20 protein-coding genes and 1 tRNA gene are annotated in these 19,558 nt (G+C 65.1%); 5 read left to right on the top strand and 16 right to left on the bottom strand.

What is annotated here, in order from left to right; translation table 11 throughout:
* Positions 1-27: 27 nt before the first annotated feature.
* From AX672_RS03275 to AX672_RS03230, 11 genes are all read right to left on the bottom strand, one after another.
* The gene (locus AX672_RS03275; protein WP_066648179.1) at positions 28-2,079 is read right to left on the bottom strand and encodes an acetyl-CoA carboxylase biotin carboxylase subunit; all 2,052 of its coding nucleotides are present in this window, start codon (positions 2,077-2,079) and stop codon (positions 28-30) included.
* Entirely contained in the window at positions 2,079-2,729 is a 651-nt protein-coding gene (locus AX672_RS18455; protein ID WP_168727303.1) for a hypothetical protein, read from the bottom strand. The genes AX672_RS03275 and AX672_RS18455 overlap by 1 nt, the downstream gene beginning before the upstream one ends.
* A gap of 73 nt (positions 2,730-2,802) precedes the next feature.
* Positions 2,803-3,195 carry a type II toxin-antitoxin system VapC family toxin gene (locus tag AX672_RS03270; RefSeq protein ID WP_066648168.1) on the bottom strand — a complete coding sequence of 131 codons (393 nt, stop codon included), beginning with the start codon at positions 3,193-3,195 and terminating at the stop codon, positions 2,803-2,805.
* Positions 3,192-3,443 (bottom strand): type II toxin-antitoxin system VapB family antitoxin, encoded by a 252-nt coding sequence (locus AX672_RS03265; RefSeq protein ID WP_066648165.1) that lies wholly within the window; start codon positions 3,441-3,443, stop codon positions 3,192-3,194. Before AX672_RS03265 ends, AX672_RS03270 begins: the two co-directional genes overlap by 4 nt.
* 59 nt (positions 3,444-3,502) lie before the next feature.
* Positions 3,503-4,489 (bottom strand): biotin synthase BioB, encoded by a 987-nt coding sequence (bioB, locus tag AX672_RS03260; protein WP_066648162.1) that lies wholly within the window; start codon positions 4,487-4,489, stop codon positions 3,503-3,505.
* The gene (locus AX672_RS03255; RefSeq protein ID WP_066648160.1) at positions 4,486-4,833 is read right to left on the bottom strand and encodes a hypothetical protein; all 348 of its coding nucleotides are present in this window, start codon (positions 4,831-4,833) and stop codon (positions 4,486-4,488) included. Before AX672_RS03255 ends, bioB begins: the two co-directional genes overlap by 4 nt.
* The gene (gene scpA, locus AX672_RS03250; RefSeq protein ID WP_066648157.1) at positions 4,830-6,980 is read right to left on the bottom strand and encodes a methylmalonyl-CoA mutase; all 2,151 of its coding nucleotides are present in this window, start codon (positions 6,978-6,980) and stop codon (positions 4,830-4,832) included. Before scpA ends, AX672_RS03255 begins: the two co-directional genes overlap by 4 nt.
* Before the next feature lie 132 nt (positions 6,981-7,112).
* Positions 7,113-7,895 carry an enoyl-CoA hydratase-related protein gene (locus AX672_RS03245; RefSeq protein WP_066648154.1) on the bottom strand — a complete coding sequence of 261 codons (783 nt, stop codon included), beginning with the start codon at positions 7,893-7,895 and terminating at the stop codon, positions 7,113-7,115.
* Between the two features lie 128 nt (positions 7,896-8,023).
* Positions 8,024-8,443 carry a methylmalonyl-CoA epimerase gene (gene mce / locus AX672_RS03240; protein ID WP_066648151.1) on the bottom strand — a complete coding sequence of 140 codons (420 nt, stop codon included), beginning with the start codon at positions 8,441-8,443 and terminating at the stop codon, positions 8,024-8,026.
* Positions 8,440-8,766, bottom strand: coding sequence for a contact-dependent growth inhibition system immunity protein (locus tag AX672_RS03235; RefSeq protein ID WP_202189223.1), 327 nt, complete (start codon positions 8,764-8,766; stop codon positions 8,440-8,442). The genes mce and AX672_RS03235 overlap by 4 nt, the downstream gene beginning before the upstream one ends.
* Positions 8,767-8,795: 29 nt before the next feature.
* Positions 8,796-10,322, bottom strand: a complete 1,527-nt coding sequence (locus AX672_RS03230) for an acyl-CoA carboxylase subunit beta (protein WP_066648149.1) — start codon at positions 10,320-10,322, stop codon at positions 8,796-8,798.
* A gap of 211 nt (positions 10,323-10,533) precedes the next feature.
* Between AX672_RS03230 and AX672_RS03225 the strand changes: the two genes are divergently transcribed.
* The gene (locus tag AX672_RS03225) at positions 10,534-12,642 is read left to right on the top strand and encodes an alpha-galactosidase (protein WP_066648147.1); all 2,109 of its coding nucleotides are present in this window, start codon (positions 10,534-10,536) and stop codon (positions 12,640-12,642) included.
* A 70-nt stretch (positions 12,643-12,712) separates the two neighbouring features.
* Here the strand turns inward: AX672_RS03225 and AX672_RS03220 are convergent.
* Positions 12,713-12,787, bottom strand: a tRNA-Val gene (locus AX672_RS03220).
* A gap of 43 nt (positions 12,788-12,830) precedes the next feature.
* Positions 12,831-13,208 carry a cell cycle two-component system response regulator CpdR gene (gene cpdR, locus AX672_RS03215; protein ID WP_066648145.1) on the bottom strand — a complete coding sequence of 126 codons (378 nt, stop codon included), beginning with the start codon at positions 13,206-13,208 and terminating at the stop codon, positions 12,831-12,833.
* 110 nt (positions 13,209-13,318) lie between these two features.
* Between cpdR and AX672_RS03210 the strand changes: the two genes are divergently transcribed.
* On the top strand, positions 13,319-14,176 hold the full coding sequence (locus tag AX672_RS03210) for an N-formylglutamate amidohydrolase (RefSeq protein ID WP_066648141.1): 858 nt from the start codon (positions 13,319-13,321) through the stop codon (positions 14,174-14,176).
* Between the two features lie 213 nt (positions 14,177-14,389).
* Here the strand turns inward: AX672_RS03210 and AX672_RS03205 are convergent, their stop codons facing one another.
* Together AX672_RS03205 and AX672_RS03200 are read right to left on the bottom strand one after the other, a co-directional pair.
* Positions 14,390-15,163, bottom strand: coding sequence for a SapC family protein (locus AX672_RS03205; RefSeq protein WP_066648139.1), 774 nt, complete (start codon positions 15,161-15,163; stop codon positions 14,390-14,392).
* 59 nt (positions 15,164-15,222) lie between these two features.
* Positions 15,223-16,671, bottom strand: a complete 1,449-nt coding sequence (locus AX672_RS03200) for an FAD-binding oxidoreductase (RefSeq protein WP_066648136.1) — start codon at positions 16,669-16,671, stop codon at positions 15,223-15,225.
* Positions 16,672-16,750: 79 nt separating this feature from the next.
* Here AX672_RS03200 and AX672_RS03195 point away from each other — a divergent pair, with 79 nt between their 5' ends.
* The 3 genes from AX672_RS03195 (at position 16,751) to AX672_RS03185 (ending at position 18,896) form a co-directional block, all read left to right on the top strand.
* A complete protein-coding gene (locus AX672_RS03195; RefSeq protein ID WP_066648130.1) occupies positions 16,751-17,158 on the top strand; it encodes a hypothetical protein in 408 nt (135 codons plus the stop codon).
* Between the two features lie 87 nt (positions 17,159-17,245).
* Entirely contained in the window at positions 17,246-18,676 is a 1,431-nt protein-coding gene (locus AX672_RS03190) for a DEAD/DEAH box helicase (protein ID WP_066648127.1), read from the top strand.
* A 43-nt stretch (positions 18,677-18,719) separates the two neighbouring features.
* The gene (locus tag AX672_RS03185) at positions 18,720-18,896 is read left to right on the top strand and encodes a DUF1289 domain-containing protein (protein ID WP_202189222.1); all 177 of its coding nucleotides are present in this window, start codon (positions 18,720-18,722) and stop codon (positions 18,894-18,896) included.
* Here AX672_RS03185 and AX672_RS03180 read toward each other — a convergent pair.
* A complete protein-coding gene (locus AX672_RS03180) occupies positions 18,893-19,522 on the bottom strand; it encodes a glutathione S-transferase family protein (RefSeq protein ID WP_066648123.1) in 630 nt (209 codons plus the stop codon). The genes AX672_RS03185 and AX672_RS03180 overlap by 4 nt on opposite strands.
* Positions 19,523-19,558 lie beyond the last annotated feature (36 nt).

Here is a 19,558-nt window from a genome sequence, read left to right as displayed (position 1 = left end):
CATCACAATAATGACGACTGCACCCCTTCAGTCGATTTCGAGGATGACCGCATCGACCGCCAGGCTGTCGCCGGGCTGTGCCTTCACCGATTTGACCGTGCCGGCTTTTTCGGCGCGCAGGATGTTTTCCATCTTCATTGCCTCGACCACTGCCAGCGGCTGGCCGATTTCGACCTTGTCCCCTTCGCCGACATCGAGCCGCATCAACAGCCCTGGCATCGGGCAGAGCAGGAACCGCGACAGATCGGGCGGCACTTTTTCGATCAGATGCTGCGCGAACGGGGCGGCGTGGGCCGGCAGCACGCGCGCGCGGTGGCTGGCGCCGCGGGTGGTGAGAACATAGCCGGAGGGCGCCTTGGCAAGCCGCACGATCAGCTGGTCGGCAACGACTTCCTCGTCCCCGCTGTCGTACAGCGTCGCTTCGATCATCCGGTCGCCCGGAGTGTAGGCGATTTCAAGGTCGAGCAGCTCGCCGTCGACGCTGATCTCGTCTTCGGCGAGTTCGACGTCGTGATCGGCGCCGCCGATTCGCACCACCCAGTCGGCGGGCGGCAGCAGCCGCTGGCCAAGCTGGCCATCGACCCGGCGCGCGCGATCCGCCTCTGCCGTGGCGACGAAAGCCGCGACGGCCGCAAGCGTGCGCGTGAGTTCGGGCGAGGCGGGTGCGCCGTGGAAGCCTTCGGGATACTCCTCGGCGATGAAGCCGGTGGTGATGGCACCGCTGCGGAAGCGCGGGTGCTGCATGATCGCCGACAGGAAATCGATGTTGTGGCCTGGCCCGCTGATCTCGAAAGCGTCGAGCGCGGCGATCTGCTGGTCGATCGCGCCGATCCGGGTCGGTGCCCAAGTGATCAGCTTGGCGATCATCGGATCGTAGAAGATGCTGACCTCGCCGCCTTCCATCACGCCGTCGTCGACGCGGGTGTAGCTCTCAAGCCCCTCCCCTGAAGGGGAGGGGCTCCAATAAGGCGTACCGATGGACTCGGGCGGATTGTACCGCACCAGCCGCCCGATGCTCGGCAGGAAACCCCGATACGGATCTTCGGCATAGACGCGGTTCTCGATCGCCCAGCCGTTGATGCCGATGTCGGTCTGAGTAAACGGCAGCGCCTCCCCCGCTGCGACGCGGATCATCTGCTCGACCAGATCGATGCCGGTGATCGCTTCGGTCACCGGATGCTCGACCTGCAGCCGGGTGTTCATTTCGAGGAAGTAGAAGCTCTCGCCGGTGGTGTCGGCGCCCGACACGATCAGCTCGACCGTGCCCGCGCTGTAATAACCGACCGCGCGGGCCAGCGCGACGGCCTGTTCGCCCATTGCTTGCCGCATCTTCGGCGTGACGAAGGGCGAAGGCGCTTCCTCGACGACCTTCTGGTGACGGCGCTGGATCGAGCATTCGCGCTCGTTGAGGTAGACGATGTTGCCATGCTGGTCGCCGAGCAGCTGGATTTCGATGTGGCGCGGGCTTTCGATGAATTTCTCGATGAACACGCGGTCGTCGCCGAACGACGCCAGCCCTTCGCGCTTGGTCGCCTCGAAACCTTCGCGGACGTCTTGCTCGGAGTACGCGAGCCGCATCCCCTTGCCGCCGCCGCCGGCCGAGGCTTTCATCATCACGGGAAAGCCGATGTCCTTGGCGATCTTCACCGCTTCATCGGTATCGGCGATCTCGCCGAGGAAGCCGGGGACGACATTGACCCCTGCCGCTTTGGCGAGCTTCTTCGATTCGATCTTATCACCCATTGCGGCAATGGCATTCGGCGGCGGGCCGACAAAAGCGATGCCAGCCTCGGTGCACGCCCGCGCGAAACTCTCGCGCTCGGACAGGAAGCCATAGCCGGGGTGGATGCAGTCGGCCCCGGTTTCGCGCGCGGCGAGCAGGATCAGCTCGGCCTTGAGATAGCTTTCGCTCGCAGGCGCAGGCCCAAGCCGCACGGCCTGATCGGCCATCAGCACATGCGGCGAACGCGCATCGGCATCGGAATAGACCGCGACAGTCTGCAAGCCCATCCGCTTGGCCGTGCGGAACACGCGGCAGGCGATTTCACCGCGATTGGCGACGAGGATTTTCTTGAGCATTACCGTGAATTACCTCCGTCACATTTAATCTCAGGTGGCGCGCTAGCCCCAAATCGTCGGCTGAGCCAACAGGCTTGCATTGGCTCTTCAATAAATGGTTTTGTGCGAGGTTCCAAACTGTAGCTCGACAATGTAAACGTTCTTAAATAAAATCCTGGACCTAGATCTTTCTCGACATTCAACGGATCTATTATTCTTGGATTGTAATTATTTACCCATATAAAATAAGGCAATTTCAGTCTAGGGGGCAGCACTAGACCGTTCTTTTTCACACTCGCGCGTTGATTGTATATTTCGTTTTTGATTTCACCTGCGCTCAAGAAAAATTCAGAATTTTTTTTGAACCAGTCGGATGCACCCGGGCCGACATTCAACATGTATATAACGCTCTCGTCGGCAAGCCAAAGTTTTGCCGGTTGCACTTCAATTGAGTATTTGTAGCTGCCGCCGCAGCCAGGAAGCGAAGAACACCACTTTGGCGGTGGTGTCGTAACTTCTGTCAAACGAGCATATGCCAGACCTCGGCTCATTCCGTTCGGTGTTTCGATCTCCAAATGAGCGGTGAGGAGTTTTTCTGTTTTTATCGAAGCGGGGCTGCAAGCCGCCAGCGGGAATCCGGCTGCCAAAAAAAGAGCTAGCTTAGCGCCCATCTTCAAAGTCCCCCGGCACCATAGTAGGCTGAGCACCCGCGGCGTGCTGGCAGCAAATGCGACGAGTTGCTGATCACCCCGCCCTCGCGACGCCCGCGTGCACAAAATCCTCGCCCTTGAACAGCAAAGGCTCGCCACGCTCCATCGCCAGCGCATAGGCGAAGCAGTCGCCATAGTTGAGCTGCGCCTTGTGCCCGCTGCCCTTGCCGAAGTCGCGATAGGCCTGCCGGGCAATGCGCGCCTGGGCTTCTGTCACCGGCGCGATCTCGATCCAAAGCTCGTCCAGCAAGCGATCCACGTCGGCGCTCAGCGCAGGGTCGCGCATGCCGTCGATCACAATGCCCGTCTCCAGATAGCCGCCGGCGGACATGACAGCGGTCGACGCGTTGACGATCGCCTCCAGAAAAGCTGTCGCCTCCGGCTGAATCTTGAGCATCGCGACGACTGCTGAACTGTCGACAATCATTTCGGCAGGCCAAACTCGTCGTAGAGCAGCGCGTCATGGTTAAGTGCCAGAAATTCGGGGGTCATGCGCGACTGGGCATCCCTGCAGATGGCCATGGCCTGCTCGAATCGTTCGTCCTTCGTCAGCTCGCGCTGCCGCGCCCGCAATGCCTCCAGCACCACTTGCGTCAGCGTCTCGCCCGTGCGGCCCGCAATTTCGGTCGCCAGCGCATGGGCTTCGTCGCTCTTGATATTCATCTGCGCGCCCATCGGACTATCTTTCTACCAAGCGCCGCTACCATAGCAGAAAGGGCCAAAGCGACCAACATTCACGCCACCACCCGCATCGGCTCTTCCCCCACCATCGGCCGCAGCCCGAGCCGCTCAAACATCGCCCCATCCGCGCTGTCGCCGCGATTGCCCGTCGTCAGCAGCTTGTCGCCGGTGAAGATCGAATTCGCCCCCGCCATGAAGCACAAGGCCTGCGTTGCCTCCGACATGCTCTCGCGCCCCGCGCTCAGCCGCACCATGCTCATCGGCATCGTGATCCGCGCGACGGCGACCGTGCGGACGAATTCGATATCGTCGATCTTCGCCATCGGTGTGTCGGCGAGCATGTTGCCGAGCACCGTCCCCTTCACCGGCACCAGCGCGTTGACCGGCACGCTTTCCGGGTGGCGCGGCAAGGTCGCCAGCGCGTGGACGAAGCCGACGCGATCGGCGCGCGTCTCGCCCATGCCGACGATCCCGCCGCAGCACACGTTGATCCCCGCCGCGCGGACATGCTCGAGCGTCTCCAGCCGATCCTCGAAGGTACGCGTCGAGATGATGTTGCCGTAATTCTCCGGCGAGGTGTCGATATTGTGGTTGTAGTAATCGAGCCCCGCCTCGGCCAACCGCTCGGCCTGATGCGGCTCGAGCATGCCGAGCGTCATGCAAGTCTCCAGCCCCATCGCCTTCACGCCCTCGACCATCTGCACCACCGCGTCGAGATCGCGGTCCTTGGGGTTGCGCCACGCCGCCCCCATGCAGAAACGCTGCGACCCGCTCGCCTTGGCCTCAGCGGCGGCAGCAAGCACCGCATCCACTTCCATCAGCTTCTCGGCCTTCAGCCCGGTGTCGGCCGAGGCGCTTTGCGAGCAATAGCCGCAATCCTCGGGGCAGCCGCCGGTCTTGATCGAGAGGAGCGTGCAGAGCTGCACTTCGCCCGCTGCGTGATGCGCGCGGTGCACGCCCTGCGCGCGCCACATCAGTTCGTCGAAGGGGAGATCGAAGAGGGCGGCGATTTCGGCGCGAGTCCAGTCAGTGCGTATCATTTGAGTGCTTGCGTCCACATTGAGAGAAAGGCGCCCGTGCCGGCCCCAAGCAATCCAAGCGCAAGCCCCCGCGACCAACGCGCCATCCAACCGAGCGGACGTGATTTTACCCGCGCGGCAACGATCGCATCGGCGCCGGTGACGGCGACAACACCGGCCATCGACACCAATATCATCACCAACACCAGACCATTGCGCGGCAGTCCCTGACCAACGGTATTCAGCGACAGCACGCCGCCGAGCACCAGAATGGCAAGTGTAGTCAGATATTTGAGGAAATCATAGACGAGCAGATCGGGCTCGTTCGGTTCAGGCGCGATCTGTGGCGTCTCTTCATCGCTCATTCGGCAGCCTCGCTTTCGGGGGCCATATTATGCCCCAGCAGGCGCAGCACCTCGCCCGCTGCGTCGACCAGATTGGTGCCGGGGCCAAAAATCGCCTGCACACCGGCTTCGCGCAGGAAATCATAATCCTGCGCGGGGATGACGCCACCCGCGATCACCTTGATGTCGGCGCGGCCGGCGTCCTTCAGATGGCCGATCAGCTCGGGGATCAGCGTCTTGTGCCCCGCCGCGAGGCTCGACGCGCCGACGACATCGACATCGCTTTCGACGGCAAGCGCTGCGGCTTCCTGCGGCGTCTGGAACAGCGGCCCGGGCACGATCTCGAAGCCGAGATCGCCGAACATGCTGCTCACCAGATTGGCGCCGCGATCATGCCCGTCCTGCCCCATTTTGGCGACCAGCATGCGGGGCTTGCGGCCCAGCCGCCGCTCGGTCGCAGACACCGCGTCGCGGAGCTGGTCCCAGCGCGCGTCGTCGGCATAAGCGCCGCCGTAGATGCCGCTGACCGGCGTCGGGACGGTCGCGTGGCGGCCGAACACATCCTCCATCGCGGCAGAGATTTCGCCCAGCGTCGCGCGCGCGCGGGCTGCATCGACGGCGAGCGCGAGCAGGTTGTCGCTGGCCCGCGCTCCCTCGCGCAACGCATCGAGCGCCGCCTGGCACTTTGCCTCGTCGCGCGCGGCTTTCACTCGCGCGATCCGGGCGATCTGCCCCTCGCGCACCGCGACGTTATCGACCTCGAGAATTTCGATCGGGTCCTGCTCAGCGAGCCGGTATTTGTTGACGCCGACGATCACATCCTCGCCGCGGTCGACGCGGGCCTGGCGGGCGGTGGCGGCTTCCTCGATCATCGCCTTGGGCCATCCCGCCGCGACAGCCTTCGCCATGCCGCCTTCGGCCTCGACGCGCTCGATGATTTCCCACGCGCGGTCGACCAGTTCGCTCGTCAGTGCCTCGACATAGTAGGAGCCACCAAGCGGATCGACGACCTTGGTAATGCCGGTTTCCTCCTGCAGCACGATCTGCGTGTTGCGCGCGATCCGGGCGGAAAAATCGGTCGGCAGCGCGATCGCTTCGTCAAGCGCATTGGTGTGGAGCGATTGCGTGCCCCCCAGCGCCGCCGCCAGCGCCTCGACGGTCGTGCGGATGACGTTGTTATAGGGGTCCTGCTCCTGCAGGCTCACGCCGCTGGTCTGGCAATGCGTCCGCAGCATCTTGCTGCGTTCGTCCTTCGCGCCCAGCCCGGTCATCACCCGGTGCCAGAGCGTGCGCGCCGCGCGCAGCTTCGCCACCTCCATGAAGAAATTCATGCCGATCGCGAAAAAAAACGAGAGCCGCCCGGCAAAGGCATCGATGTCCATCCCCGCCGCCATCGCTGCCTTGGCGTACTCGCGCCCGTCGGCGATCGTGAAGGCAAGCTCCTGCACCTGCGTCGCGCCGGCTTCCTGCATGTGATAGCCGGAAATCGAAATGCTGTTGAATTTCGGCATGTTGGCCGAGGTATAGGCAATGATGTCCGCGATGATCCGCATGCTCGGCGCTGGCGGATAGATATAGGTGTTGCGGACCATGAACTCCTTCAGGATGTCGTTCTGGATGGTGCCGTCGAGCTTGGCCTGCGGCACGCCCTGCTCCTCGCCCGCGACGATGAAGAAGGCGAGGATCGGGATCACCGCGCCGTTCATCGTCATGCTGACCGACATCTGATCGAGCGGAATGCCGTCGAACAGGATCTTCATGTCCTCGACGCTGTCGATCGCGACGCCCGCCTTGCCGACATCGCCGGTGACGCGGGGGTGATCGCTGTCATAGCCGCGATGCGTCGCGAGATCGAAGGCAACGCTCAGCCCCTTCTGCCCGGCGGCGAGATTGCGGCGGTAAAAGGCGTTGGAAGCCTCCGCCGTCGAAAAGCCCGCATATTGCCGGATCGTCCACGGCCGCCCGGCGTACATCGACGCGCGCACCCCGCGCGTGAACGGCGCGAAGCCCGGCAGGCCGGGATCGTCGCGGACATCCGCCGCCGTGTAGAGCGGCTTGACGGCGATCCCCTCGGGCGTGTGCCAGGTAAGATCGACGCCCTTCACTTCCCTGGCGGCAAGCGCTTCCCAGTCGGCGAGGGTGGGCCCGGTCGATGCTCTGTCAGTCATGCCTCGCCTCCTAAACCGCGTTCTAGATAAATTGAAACGTCATTGCGAGCGCAGCGAGCCGATCCAGAGTGCTCGCCCGGCCCCTGGATTGCTTCGCTGCGCTCGCAATGACGGCATGCGAAAAGGCGGAAGTCAGGCGCCCTTGAACTCGGCCTTGCGCTTCTGGAGGAAGCTGATCGCGCCTTCGCGGGCATCCTCGGTCTGGCCCGCGATCGACTGGCGCTCGGCCTCGCCCGCCATCGCGGTCGCGTAATCGCTTTCGAGCGCGGCGGCCAGGCCCTGCCGCATCAGCCCCAGCGCCACCGTCGGCCCCGCCGCGAGCCGCGTTGCCAGCGCCATCGCTTCTTCCATCAGCACGACATCGGGCACGCACTTATGGATAAGGCCCCATTCCGCCGCGCGCGGGCCATAGATGCGCTCGCCGAGCAGCATCATCTCGGTCGCGCGCGCCTTGCCCACCAGCCGCGCGAGCATCCACGACGCGCCGCCATCGGGGACGAGGCCGATGTTGACGAACGCCTGCAGGAAATAGCCGCTTTCGCCCGCGATGCAGAAATCGGCGGCGAGCGCGAGGCTGCACCCGATCCCCGCCGCCGCGCCGTTGACGGCACTGACGATCGGCACGCTGGCCTGCGCGATCTTGAGCATCGTCGGGTTGTAGCTGTTGGTCAGCGAATTCTTCGCGCGTTCGGCGGGCGATGCCTGGCTCTGATCCCGCCCAGCGAGATCGGCACCCGAGCAGAAGGCCCGCCCCTCCCCCGTGATCAGCACCGCGCGCGCGCCGTCGAGGTGATCGAGCACATGGCCGATTTCCTCGAACATCTGCGGCGGCGCCGCGTTCAAGCGCTCGGGCCGGTTGAGCGTGACGACGAGCACGTCCCCGGCGCGCTCGGTGCGGATCATTTCATAGGTCATTTGACACCCTCTCCCGACGTCATTCTGATCCCAAGAATGCGACAAAACGCCTGAAAATGCAATCGTGAGGCATGATTTGGAAAACCGGGTATGCCGCATCGGACGCTGCCGCTACGGCGCCGCAGCGTTCAGTGATCGCCCTTGGGCGTCTCCATGATCTCGGTCAGCACGCCGCCCATGTCCTTGGGGTGGACGAAGAAGATCAGCGTCCCGTGCGCGCCGATGCGCGGTTCGCCGAGCACCTTGGCGCCCTTCGCCTCGAACCATGCCTTGGCCTCATGGATGTCGGGGACTTCGTAGCAGACATGATGCTGCCCACCCGCCGGGTTCTTCGCGAGGAAACCGTGGATGGGCGACGCCTCGCCAAGCGGCTCGATCAGCTCGATCTGGGTGTTGGGGGTGTCGACGAAACACACCTTCACGCCTTGCGCGGGCAGATCGAACGGCGCGTGGATCTTCGTCGCGCCGAGGATGTCGCGGTACAGCGCGATCGACGCTTCGATCGAGGGCGTCGCGACGCCGATATGGTTCAGACGGCCGAGGATCATGGTTTCCAGCGTTCTCCAACTTCGTCCCGCACCGAGACGATCAGCTTATCGTAGACGGTGTTCCAGAAGTTACGCCCATCAATGGGCGTCGTGAAGTTCACATTTACGCTGAAACCGTCCTGCAAAGTCGACCGGATGTCGTCACCTGTCATTGCCGTCCTATTGCAATCTCGCCATTCCTTAAGAACTCGCTGGCGAGCGTCTAGCGGATAATCTGAAATTGCCGCTTCAATGGCTTCCTCGAAGCTGCCGTAAAAGTAGGGCCAGTCCTGATGGCAATACGCAGCAAGAAACTGATAGAGCGTCGGCCAACGCTCCTCCATTTCGGCCCGGAGCTGATATCGCTTCCTGCTCACAGCGGAATATTGTCATGCTTCTTCCACGGGTTCTCCAGCACCTTACCCCGCAGCTTGCGTAGCCCCAACGCCACCCGCCGCCGCGTCGAGTGCGGCTGGATCACTTCGTCGATGAAGCCCTTCGACGCCGCGACAAATGGGTTCGCGAACCGCGCCTCATATTCCGCCGTCCGTTCGGCAATCTCCTCGGGGGTCTTGCCACGGAAGATAATCTCGACCGCGCCCTTCGCGCCCATCACCGCGATTTCCGCCGTCGGCCACGCATAGTTCAGGTCGCCGCGCAGATGCTTCGACGCCATCACGTCATAGGCCCCGCCATAGGCCTTGCGCGTGATCACCGTGATCTTCGGCACGGTCGCTTCGGCATAGGCGAACAGCAGCTTGGCGCCGTGCTTGATGATGCCGTTCAGCTCCTGCGCGGTGCCGGGCAGGAAGCCGGGGACGTCGACGAAAGTGACGATCGGAATCTCGAATGCATCGCAGAAGCGGACGAACCGTGCCCCCTTCTTCGCCGAATTGATGTCGAGCACGCCCGCCAGCACCATCGGCTGGTTGGCGACGATGCCCACCGTGCGCCCCTCGATCCGGCCGAATCCGATAATGATGTTGCCCGAATGCGCCGGCTGGATCTCGAAGAAATCGCCTTCGTCGACGGTCTTCCGGATCAGCTCGTGCATGTCATAGGGCTGGTTGGCATTGGCCGGGATCAGCGTGTCGAGGCTGTCCTCGATCCGGTCCCACGGGTCGGCCGTCGGCCGCTCCGGAACGCCCTCCCGGTTGGAGGCGGGCAGGAAATCGACGAAGTCGCGCGCGGCGAGCAGCGCGTCGATGTCATTGTCGAACGCGACATCGGCGACGCCCGATTTTGTCGTGTGGGTGATCGCGCCGCCGAGTTCCTCCTGCGTCACCACTTCGTTGGTCACCGTCTTCACGACATCGGGGCCGGTGACGAACATGTAGCTCGAATCCTTCACCATGAAGATGAAGTCGGTCATCGCGGGCGAGTACACCGCCCCGCCCGCGCACGGCCCCATGATAAGGCTCAGCTGCGGCACCACGCCCGACGCCAGCACATTGCGCTGGAACACCTCGGCATAGCCGCCAAGGCTCGCGACGCCTTCCTGAATGCGCGCGCCACCCGAGTCGTTCAGGCCGATGACGGGAGCACCAACCTTCATCGCCATGTCCATGATCTTGCAGATTTTCTGCGCGTGCCGCTCTGACAGCGAGCCGCCGAACACGGTGAAGTCCTGCGAAAACACGAACACCAGCCGCCCGTTGATCGTGCCGCTCCCCGTCACCACGCCGTCGCCGGGGATAATCTGGTCGGCCATGCCGAAATCGACGCAGTTGTGCTCGACATACATGTCGAGTTCCTCGAACGATCCGGCGTCGAGCAGCACGTCGAGCCGCTCACGCGCGGTGAGCTTGCCCTTGGCGTGTTGCGCGTCGATCCGCTTCTGGCCACCGCCCAATCGCGCGGCGGCGCGCTTGGCTTCGAGCCGGTCGACGATCGTTTCCATGGCGTGTCCCCAATTGGCGTGCGGCGCCCCTTTTCCCAGCTTTGCCGACGGATGCAAGCGCCCGTGCAGCATCGGAAACGGGCGGCAGCGGGCGGTCGATGATTGCATCGACGGGCGGGGGCGACCATAAGCCTGCCCACTGATCGCCCGCCGGACCGGGAATGAGGAAGGTCACAATGCCGGTCTTTTCCCGTCCCCGCATTGGTGCTGCATGACCCGATACGAAGCGCTGCACGGCCGCGACTGTTCGCTGGTGCTGGAAGTGCGCGACACGGGCGCACCAATCTGGCGGCACTGGGGCGGCCGCGTCGCGAGCGAGGTCGCGCTGGCGCCGCTCGTCAATGGCCGGAGCAGCGCGTCCTTTTCGCTCGATACCGACCTGCCACTCACCACCGCGCCGGGGTTCGGCAACGGCTGGTTCGACCGCCCGTTCGTGCTCGCCAGTCGCGGCGCGCAGCATGTCGGCGTCGAGTTCGACCGATGCGTAGTCGAGCGTAACGGCGATGCGCTGGTCGTGCGCCTGACCGACACGGTCGCCCGGATCACGCTCGACCAGCGGTTCGCGCTCGACCCCGCAACCGATGTGGTCGAGGCAAGCGCTAGGCTTACCAATCAAGGCGACGCGCCGCTCGACCTCGTCTGGCTTGCCTCGGCGCTGCTGCCGCTCCCCGGCGATTGCCAGCGGGTGCGCTCGTTCACCGGTCGCCACAATGCCGAGCTGGCCGAGACGATCGAGCCGATGCCCGCCCATGGCTGGCGGCGCGAGAACCGGCGCGGGCTGACCGGCCATGCCGGGCCGCCGGGGCTGTTCGTGCTGCGCGACGGCGCGACCGCGCACGCCGGCGATGTCTTCGCTTGCCAGCTTGCGTGGTCGGGCAACCACACGCTGGCGATCGACCGCAGCGACGAAGGCTATTGGACGCTGCAGGCAGGCGTCTGGCTCGCGCCCGGCGAGATTCAGCTGCAACCGGGCGAGCATTTCGCGGCGCCACCGCTGCTCGCGACCTTCTCGCGCGCGGGACTGAACGGCGCGAGCCAGAATTTCCATGCCGCGATCCGCCAACGCGGTCCCTGGGCGGGATCGCCGCCCCCGCCCCGCCCGGTCCATCTCAACAGCTGGGAAGCCTGTTACTTCGCCCATGACGAAGCGCGGATCGGCGCGCTCGCCGAACGCGCCGCCGCGATCGGAATCGAACGCTTCGTGCTCGACGACGGCTGGTTCGCGGGCCGCGATAACGACCGCCGTGGCCTTGGCGACTGGACACCGGACGCAGCCAAATATCCGAAAGGGCTGGCCGCGCTCGCCGACCGCGTCACGGCGCTCGGCATGGAATTCGGGCTGTGGGTCGAACCCGAAATGGTCAATCCCGATAGCGATCTCTACCGCGCGCATCCCGACTGGGCTTTGGGTGCGGCGGGCCGCCCGCTACGCACGGCGCGCAACCAGCTCGTGCTCGACATGGGTCGGGCGGAGGTTCGCGATTACCTTTTCGTGCGGCTCGATACCCTGCTCGGTACGCTGCCGATCGGCTATCTGAAATGGGACCATAATCGCGACCTTGCGCCTGCCGAGGATGCGCAAGGCCGCGCGCGCTATCATGCGCAGGTCACCGGCACTTATGCGCTGATCGACCGCATCCGCGCCGCGCATCCGGCGGTCGAGATCGAGGCCTGCGCCGGCGGCGGCGGGCGTATCGACGCCGGGATCGCCGCGCGCACGCATCGTTTCTGGACCAGCGACAATCTCGACGCGGTCAGCCGCGTCGCGATCCAGCGCGGTTTTCTGGCGTTCATGCCCCCTGAACTGATGGGCGCGCATGTCGGCGCGAGCCCCGCGCATGCGACGGGACGCAGCCAGTCGCTCGGCTTTCGCGCGAGTGTCGCGCTCCACGGCCATTTCGGCGTCGAGCTCGACCCGGGCACGCTCGATCCCGCCGGCCGCGCCGAGCTGGCGAACGCAATCGCGCGCTACAAGGCCTTGCGCGCTCGTCTCCACAGCGGCCGCGTGTGGCAGGGCGAGGCCGCCGACGGACTGGTTTGGCATGCCGTCGGCGAACCCGGCGACCTGATCCTGCTCGTCACCCGCATCGCGCCCGCCAGCCACCGCCGCCCGCAACCTATCCGGCTGCCGATGCTTGCGGGCGTGCCCGCGCTTACATGCCATCTGGAAATGCACGACGGCGCCGAACTGCCGCCGCTGTTCGCCCGCATGCGCAACGGCGACGCGACCTTCGCGGGTGACTGGCTGGCCGAAGCGGGGCTGCCGGTCCCGCCGATGCGGGCGGAAGGCGTCGCCATCTTCCGGCTGCGCGCCGCGTAAGCGCCATCAGTAGGGCTCGGTGGCGCCCACGAAAAAGCCCGCCGGGTCGCGAGACCAGGCGGGCCTTTAATGGTGGGCGTGGCAAGGATTGAACTTGCGACCCCTGCGATGTCAACACAGTGCTCTACCACTGAGCTACACGCCCACGGGAAGCGCGCCATAACCGGCGCCCTTCAAGCTTGCAACCCTCAATGCCGTCCGGTGATGCTTTCCATCTCGAACAGCCGGTCGACCTCCAGCACCAGATCGCGCAGATGAAACGGCTTCGACAGCACGCGCGCCTGCGGCATTGTCTTGCCGGCCTTCAGCGTGACCGCAGCAAAGCCGGTAATGAACATCACGCGCAGATCGGGGCACATTTCGCCGGCCTTTTGCGCAAGCTCGATGCCGTCCATCTCGGGCATCACGATGTCGGTCAGCAGCAGATCGAACGGCTCCGATTCGAGCAGCGGGATTGCCGCCGTCCCACGGTCGACCGCGGAAACCGCATAGCCCGACCGTTCGAGCGCGCGGGTCAGATATTCGCGCATCACCCGATCATCTTCGGCAAGCAGGATTCGTATCATCGCCGGTTCGCGTCCCTTCTGTTCGCATCTTATGCGCGAAGCCTTTAATATTTTCCAGCACAGGCACAGCGATTGCCGGGCGCCGGTCGCTCGCCTAAGCCCGTAGGACGATGGCAGACCCCGGCCCCAGCTTCGACCGGCTTGGTCCGGTCATCCCGACCAGCCCGTTGGTCGTGTCGGTGCCGCATGGCGGGCGCGACTATCCCGCCGCAATGGCAGCGGCGGTGCGAGTGCGGATCGCCGAACTGGTGGCGCTGGAAGACCGGCATGTCGATTCGCTCGCGCGCGCCGCGCATGGCGACGAAGTGATGTTGATCCAGCGCACCCCGCGCGCGTGGATCGACCTCAACCGCGGCGAGCATGAGCGCGACCCGATGATCGATGACGGCGCCGACCCGCGCCGCCAGCCGGCGCCGTCGCTCAAGCTGCGCAGTGGCCTGGGGCTGGTGCCGCGCCGCGTCGGCACAATCGACGACATCTGGCGCAGCCGACTGCGCGCGCGCGATGTCGAGGCGCGGATCGCGCAGCACCACCGGCCTTATCACGCCGCGCTCGGTCAGGCGCTGGCGGCGGCGCGCGCGCGCTTCGGCACGGCAGTGCTTGTCGATCTTCATTCGATGCCGCCGCTCGGCCGCAGAGGCGAGGCTGCGCAGATCGTGTTCGGCGACCGGTTCGGGCGCAGCGCCGCCGCGCGCTTCGTCAACCGGATCGAGGCCGAAGCCGACGCCGCCGGGATCGCGCATGCACTCAACACGCCCTATGCCGGCGGCCATATCCTTGATGTCCACGCTGCGCCCGATCGCGCAATCCATGCCGTGCAGATCGAAGTCGACCGGCAACTCTATCTCGATGCGATGAGCGACCGGCCAGGTCCCGGGCTCGCCGCCTGCGCGCGGCTGTTGCGGCGGATGTTCGCCGCACTGGCCGATGAGGCGCGCGCGGTGCCACTGCCGGTCGCAGCCGAATAGGCGTCCACAAATAGCCGCGCCAATAAAAAACCACCTCGTGCACGAAGCACGAGGTGGCCAAGGTTCAGGGAGGGCATGGCTGAAAGCCACGCCGCGCGGGCCCGCGAAAGGGGGGGACACGAGCCGCGCCACAACGATATAGGAAAGACAGTCAACCGGTTCAACCCGGGCTCGGCCGCTTTCACGGCCGGACCGGATTTTGCACGAAAAGGCTCAGTTTACCGTCAGTTCCGGCACCGGCATCTTGCCCTGAGTGACCTGCCGTTCGAAAATTTCGCGCATCAGCGCCAGCGAGAACAGGTGGGCATAGAGCAGCGGCAGCATGCCCGACTGCGACATCTTGCGCAAAGCGTCGCCGCGCAGATCGACGAGCTTGGTTTCGTCGACCATCTGGAAGCCGCGATAGACGAAGGGCTTGTCGACGCCCTGCGGCTGGATCGTCACTTCGCCGTCCATCAGCAGGCCGCTGTCCTTCAGCTCGGTCATGAACGCCTGCGTGCGGGCACCGGCCTGTTCGAACATTTCGTTGAACTGGAGGACGTTCTTGGTGAACTCGGTCGGCTGGCCATCGGCGAACAGCGCTTCGCCTTCGTCGAGCTTGCCGATCGCGTCATAGGTCGGATCGAAGCACAGCGACAATTCCTGCGCATCGGGCGTCAGCCGCGCAAGCATGTACGGATAGCGGCGGATATAGGCCGGCACGTACAGCGTATTGTCGAGCAGTGCACCTTCGGCATCGACGAAGACATTGACGCCTTCGTTCAGGCCCATCAGCGCGAGCGGGATGGGATCGTCACCGCTCGAAAACACGATCGGCATGAAGCGCTGGGCGAGGGCAAATTCGTCGACCGTGATCGGAATCGCATGCTGGTTGACAAGGAAAGGTGCCTTGTCCTGCGGCTTGGCGCGGTAATCGGCGTGCAGCTGGCTCGAAAGCGGCTCGAGGCCGTTGTAGAAAAGCGGAAGCGGTTTGGGCGCGCTGGCCATCGAAAAATCTCCATCAGAACGAAAGGCCAAGTCCCCCCGGGCCCTACGAGTCGCAGGCCTTATGGCGCGGCGCGCGCGGGTGCAAGCGCGACGAGCTTGCCGGGGTTCATCAACGCCCCGGGATCGAACGCCGCCTTGATCGCGCGCAGCGCCGCCAGCCGCGCCGGGCTCGACAAGCGCTCGAGTTCGCCGAGCTTCATCTGGCCGATGCCGTGTTCGGCCGAAATCGATCCGCCCGCCGCGATCACCAGATCGTTGACGAAGGGCGTGATTCGCGGCGCTTCCTCGGCATACCAGCGCTCGCCATCGACACCCGCGGGCGCGCGGACGTGAAAATGGACATTGCCGTCGCCCAGATGCCCGAAGCCGCTCGCGCTGGTGCCGGGGAAGCGCGCCTCGCACGCCGCCGCTGCCTCGACCATGAAGCGCGGCATGGCCTCGACCGGTACCGAAATGTCGTGCTGGACCGCCGGGCCGTTGGCGCGCTCGGCTTCCGAAATCGAATCGCGCAGTTTCCAGAAGGCATCGGCCTGCGCTTCGCTGGCGGCGATCACGGCATCGGCGACCATGCCATCGGCGAGCGCGGGCGCGAGCAGGCGTTCGAACAGTGCCGTCGGCACTTCGGCGGCACCGTCGGCAGCGGTCGCCTCGATCAGCACGTGCCACGGATGGACGCCGCCGAGCGGCGCGCGCGTGCCCGGAATGTGGCGCAGCACCAGATCGAGCGACACCTGCGGCACGATTTCGAAGCTTTCGACCGTATTGGTCTTCGCTTCCATGTGCCGCAGCAACGCCAGCGCATCGGCCGGGCTCGCCAGACCGCACCAAGCAACCGCGCGCGCCGCAACGGCCGGGACCAGCCGCAGCGTGGCGGCGGTCACGATGCCCAGCGTCCCCTCGGCACCGACCAGCAGTTCCTTCAGGTCATAGCCGCGATTGTCCTTTTTCAGCGCGGCAAGCCCGTCGTGCACAGATCCGTCGGGCAGCACGGCCTCGACTCCCGCAACCAGCGAACGCATCGTCCCGAAGCGCAGCACCTGCGTGCCGCCGGCATTGGTCGACACCAGTCCGCCGATCGTCGCTGAGCCGCGCGCGCCAAGCGTTAGCGGGAAGCGCCGTCCCACCGCGAGCGCTGCGGCATGCAGATCGGCGAGAATCACACCGGCTTCGGCAATCGCCAGCCCCGCGTCGGCATCGACCGAACGGATGCGGTTCAGGCGCCGCGTCGACAGGATGAGCGCACTGCCATCGGCGGGCGGCGTCGCGCCGCCGACCATTGAGGTATTCCCGCCCTGCGGCACCAGCGCGACGCCCGCGTCATGCGCCAGCCCGACGATCGCTGCCACTTCCTCGGTCGAGCCAGGCGCAAGGATCGCAGCTGCGCGCCCGTGATAGCGCCCGCGCCAGTCGCTGAGCCACGGCGCGACGTCGTGCGGATCGACGATCACCGCTTTGGCGCCGAAGCGCGCGCGGACGACGGTGATCAGGGCGTTTTGCGGCTCGGTCATGGCGACCGCGCTATCATGTGGCGGGCGCCGCGCCAATTCATCGGTTGTTCAAGCGGCCCGGCTATGCCGATATGCCATCATGATTCCGGCGATCACTTTCCTGGCAATGGCGCTGCTCGGCGACCCGGGCGAAGGCCAGCAGCTGTCGCAACTCACCATTCGCCAGCGATTGGTAATCCGCGTGCCGCGACTAGCCCCGGTCAAGCCGATCGAATGGCGCGAAAAGCGTGCCGATCGCTGTACTTTGCTCGACGGGATTGCCGGCGCGGCGTTCACGAACAACGGCAGCGTCGATCTTTACTTCAGCGATGGGCGCCGGCTGCGCGCGCTGCTCGGTGACAAATGCCCGGCGATCGATTTCTATTCGGGCTTCTACATCAAGCCCGCCGCCGATGGCCGGGTCTGCGCGCGGCGCGACGCGGTCCGTTCGCGATCCGGCGCGGCCTGCGAAATCCGCGCGTTCAAGCGGCTCGTGCCCAAGCGGTAACCGGGCCGAAACCTTGACAAGCGCCGTGGAATCCGCAAGCGCTGCCCCATGTTTCCCCGGCAATGGCCGGGTATTTCCGGACACATTATGACATTTGCCGATCTCGGCCTTTCCGACGAACTTTTGCGCGCGGTCACTGAATCGGGCTATACTGAACCCACGCCTATTCAGGCGAACGCGATTCCGTCCGTGCTGATGATGCGCGACATCATCGGCATTGCCCAGACCGGCACCGGCAAGACCGCCAGCTTCGTGCTGCCGATGATCGACATCCTTGCCCACGGCCGCAGCCGCGCGCGGATGCCGCGCTCGCTGATCCTCGAGCCGACCCGCGAGCTTGCCGCGCAGGTCGCCGAGAATTTTGAGAAATACGGCAAATATCACAAGCTTTCGATGGCACTGCTCATCGGCGGCGTCTCGATGGGGGACCAGCTCGCCGCGCTCGAAAAGGGCGTCGATGTGCTGATCGCGACGCCGGGGCGGCTGATGGACCTGTTCGGGCGCGGCAAGATCATGCTCAACGGCTGTTCGCTGCTGGTGATCGACGAGGCCGACCGGATGCTCGACATGGGGTTCATCCCCGATATCGAGGAAATCTGCACCAAGCTGCCGAAACAGCGCCAGACCCTGCTGTTTTCGGCGACGATGCCACCGCCGATCAAGAAGCTGGCCGACAAGTTCCTTGAGAATCCCAAGACGATCGAGGTTGCCCGCCCGGCGACGACCAACACCAACATCAAGCAATATCTGGTGCCTGTCAGCGCGACCAGGAAGCGCGACCGGCTGATCGGGCTGCTCGGCGACGATGTCCGCACCGCGATCATCTTCTGCAACCGCAAGACGACGGTGCGCGATCTCAACAAGATCCTGAAGCGCGAAGGGATGCGGTCGGGCGAAATCCATGGCGACATGGAGCAATCCGAACGGATCGCCGAACTCGACCGGTTCAAGTCGGGCGACATCAACATCCTCGTCGCGTCCGACGTCGCCGCGCGCGGACTCGACATCAAGGGCGTCAGCCATGTCTTCAATTATGACGCGCCGTGGCATCCCGATGATTATGTCCACCGCATCGGCCGCACGGGCCGCGCAGGCGCGACCGGCATCGCCTTCACGCTCATTACCCCTGACGACGCCGAGAACATTGCCAATATCGAAAAGCTGACCGGCCAGACGATCGAGCGCATCGGTGCCGCCGAACCGTCGGACGACAGCGCGCCGACCAAGCCGCGGGCGAAAGCCAAGAAGGCTCCCGAAACGCCCGATGACAGCCGCGACGACCGCGCCGACGAGCGCCCGAAGCGCAGCCGTCGTGGCGGCAAGCGCGCCGAGGCTGGCGAGATACCAGCGGAAGAAGCACGCGCTGTGGCGCCCGCCCCTCCGGCGCGATCAGCAACGCCTCCTGCGCCTCGTCCGCGCAGCGAGGCACCAGCGGGGCCGGCCGAGCGCGGCAAGCCCGTCGGCGAGGACAATTGGGACGGCCCCTTCCCCGATTTCCTCCGGCCAACACTCGGCTAGCAAAATGCCGCCCGGCGAAGGCGCATCATCGACAGAACCGGAAATGATCGCCAGTCCTTGCGTCAATATCTGTGCGATCGATCCCGCGACCCGGCGCTGTACCGGCTGCGCGCGCACGCTCGACGAAATCGCGCAGTGGGCCAGCGCCACCCCGGCATGGCGCGCGGCGGTGATGGCAGCGCTCCCCGCGCGCCGCGCGCAGGACCGACCGAAGGGTTAGGCGTCGACCGGCGCGTTCGCCGCTGCAATCAACGCGTCGTCCTTCGCGTTTGCGCGTGCATAGGCCGGGCGCGCGAGGATGCGGCCCAGATAGGCCGTGAAGCCGTCGCGCTTGGGCAGCGTGCCGAACTGGGTGCCCCAGGCAATCTGCGACCCGACATAGACATCGGCGGCGCTGAACGCCTCGCCCGCGACATAGGGGGTGGCCGACACGGCTGCCTCAAGCACATCGACCATCTTGTCGAAGCTGCCGAAGCCGAGCATTCCCGATTTCTCGGGGGGCGGATCGACCGCAATCGCCTTCATCGTCACTGCCTGCTCGACCGGCCCGGCGGCGAAGAACAGCCAGCGGTAATAGGCCGCGCGCTGGTCAACCGGCGGCGCAAGGCCCGCATCGGGAAACGCATCGGCCAGATAGGCGCAGATCGCCGCGCATTCGGTGACGACGTGTCCGTCATGCACGATCGCGGGCACTTTCCCCATCGGGTTGATCGCGAGATAATCCTCGGCCTTCATTGACGAGGCATAGTCGAGCACGACCGTTTCATAATCGGCGCCCGTCTCTTCGAGCATCCAGCGCGCGATCCGTCCGCGCGACATCGGGTTGGTGTAGAAAGTCAGGGTCATCGCGACTCACCTCCACTGATGTGAACGAATGGAGAA

Origin of the sequence: Sphingomonas sp. CCH10-B3 (assembly GCF_001556185.1) — a bacterium.
GTDB lineage: Bacteria > Pseudomonadota > Alphaproteobacteria > Sphingomonadales > Sphingomonadaceae > Sphingomonas > Sphingomonas aquatica.
The sequence above is the reverse complement of the archived record's forward strand: the minus strand, read 5'-3'. Positions and strand labels throughout refer to the sequence as shown.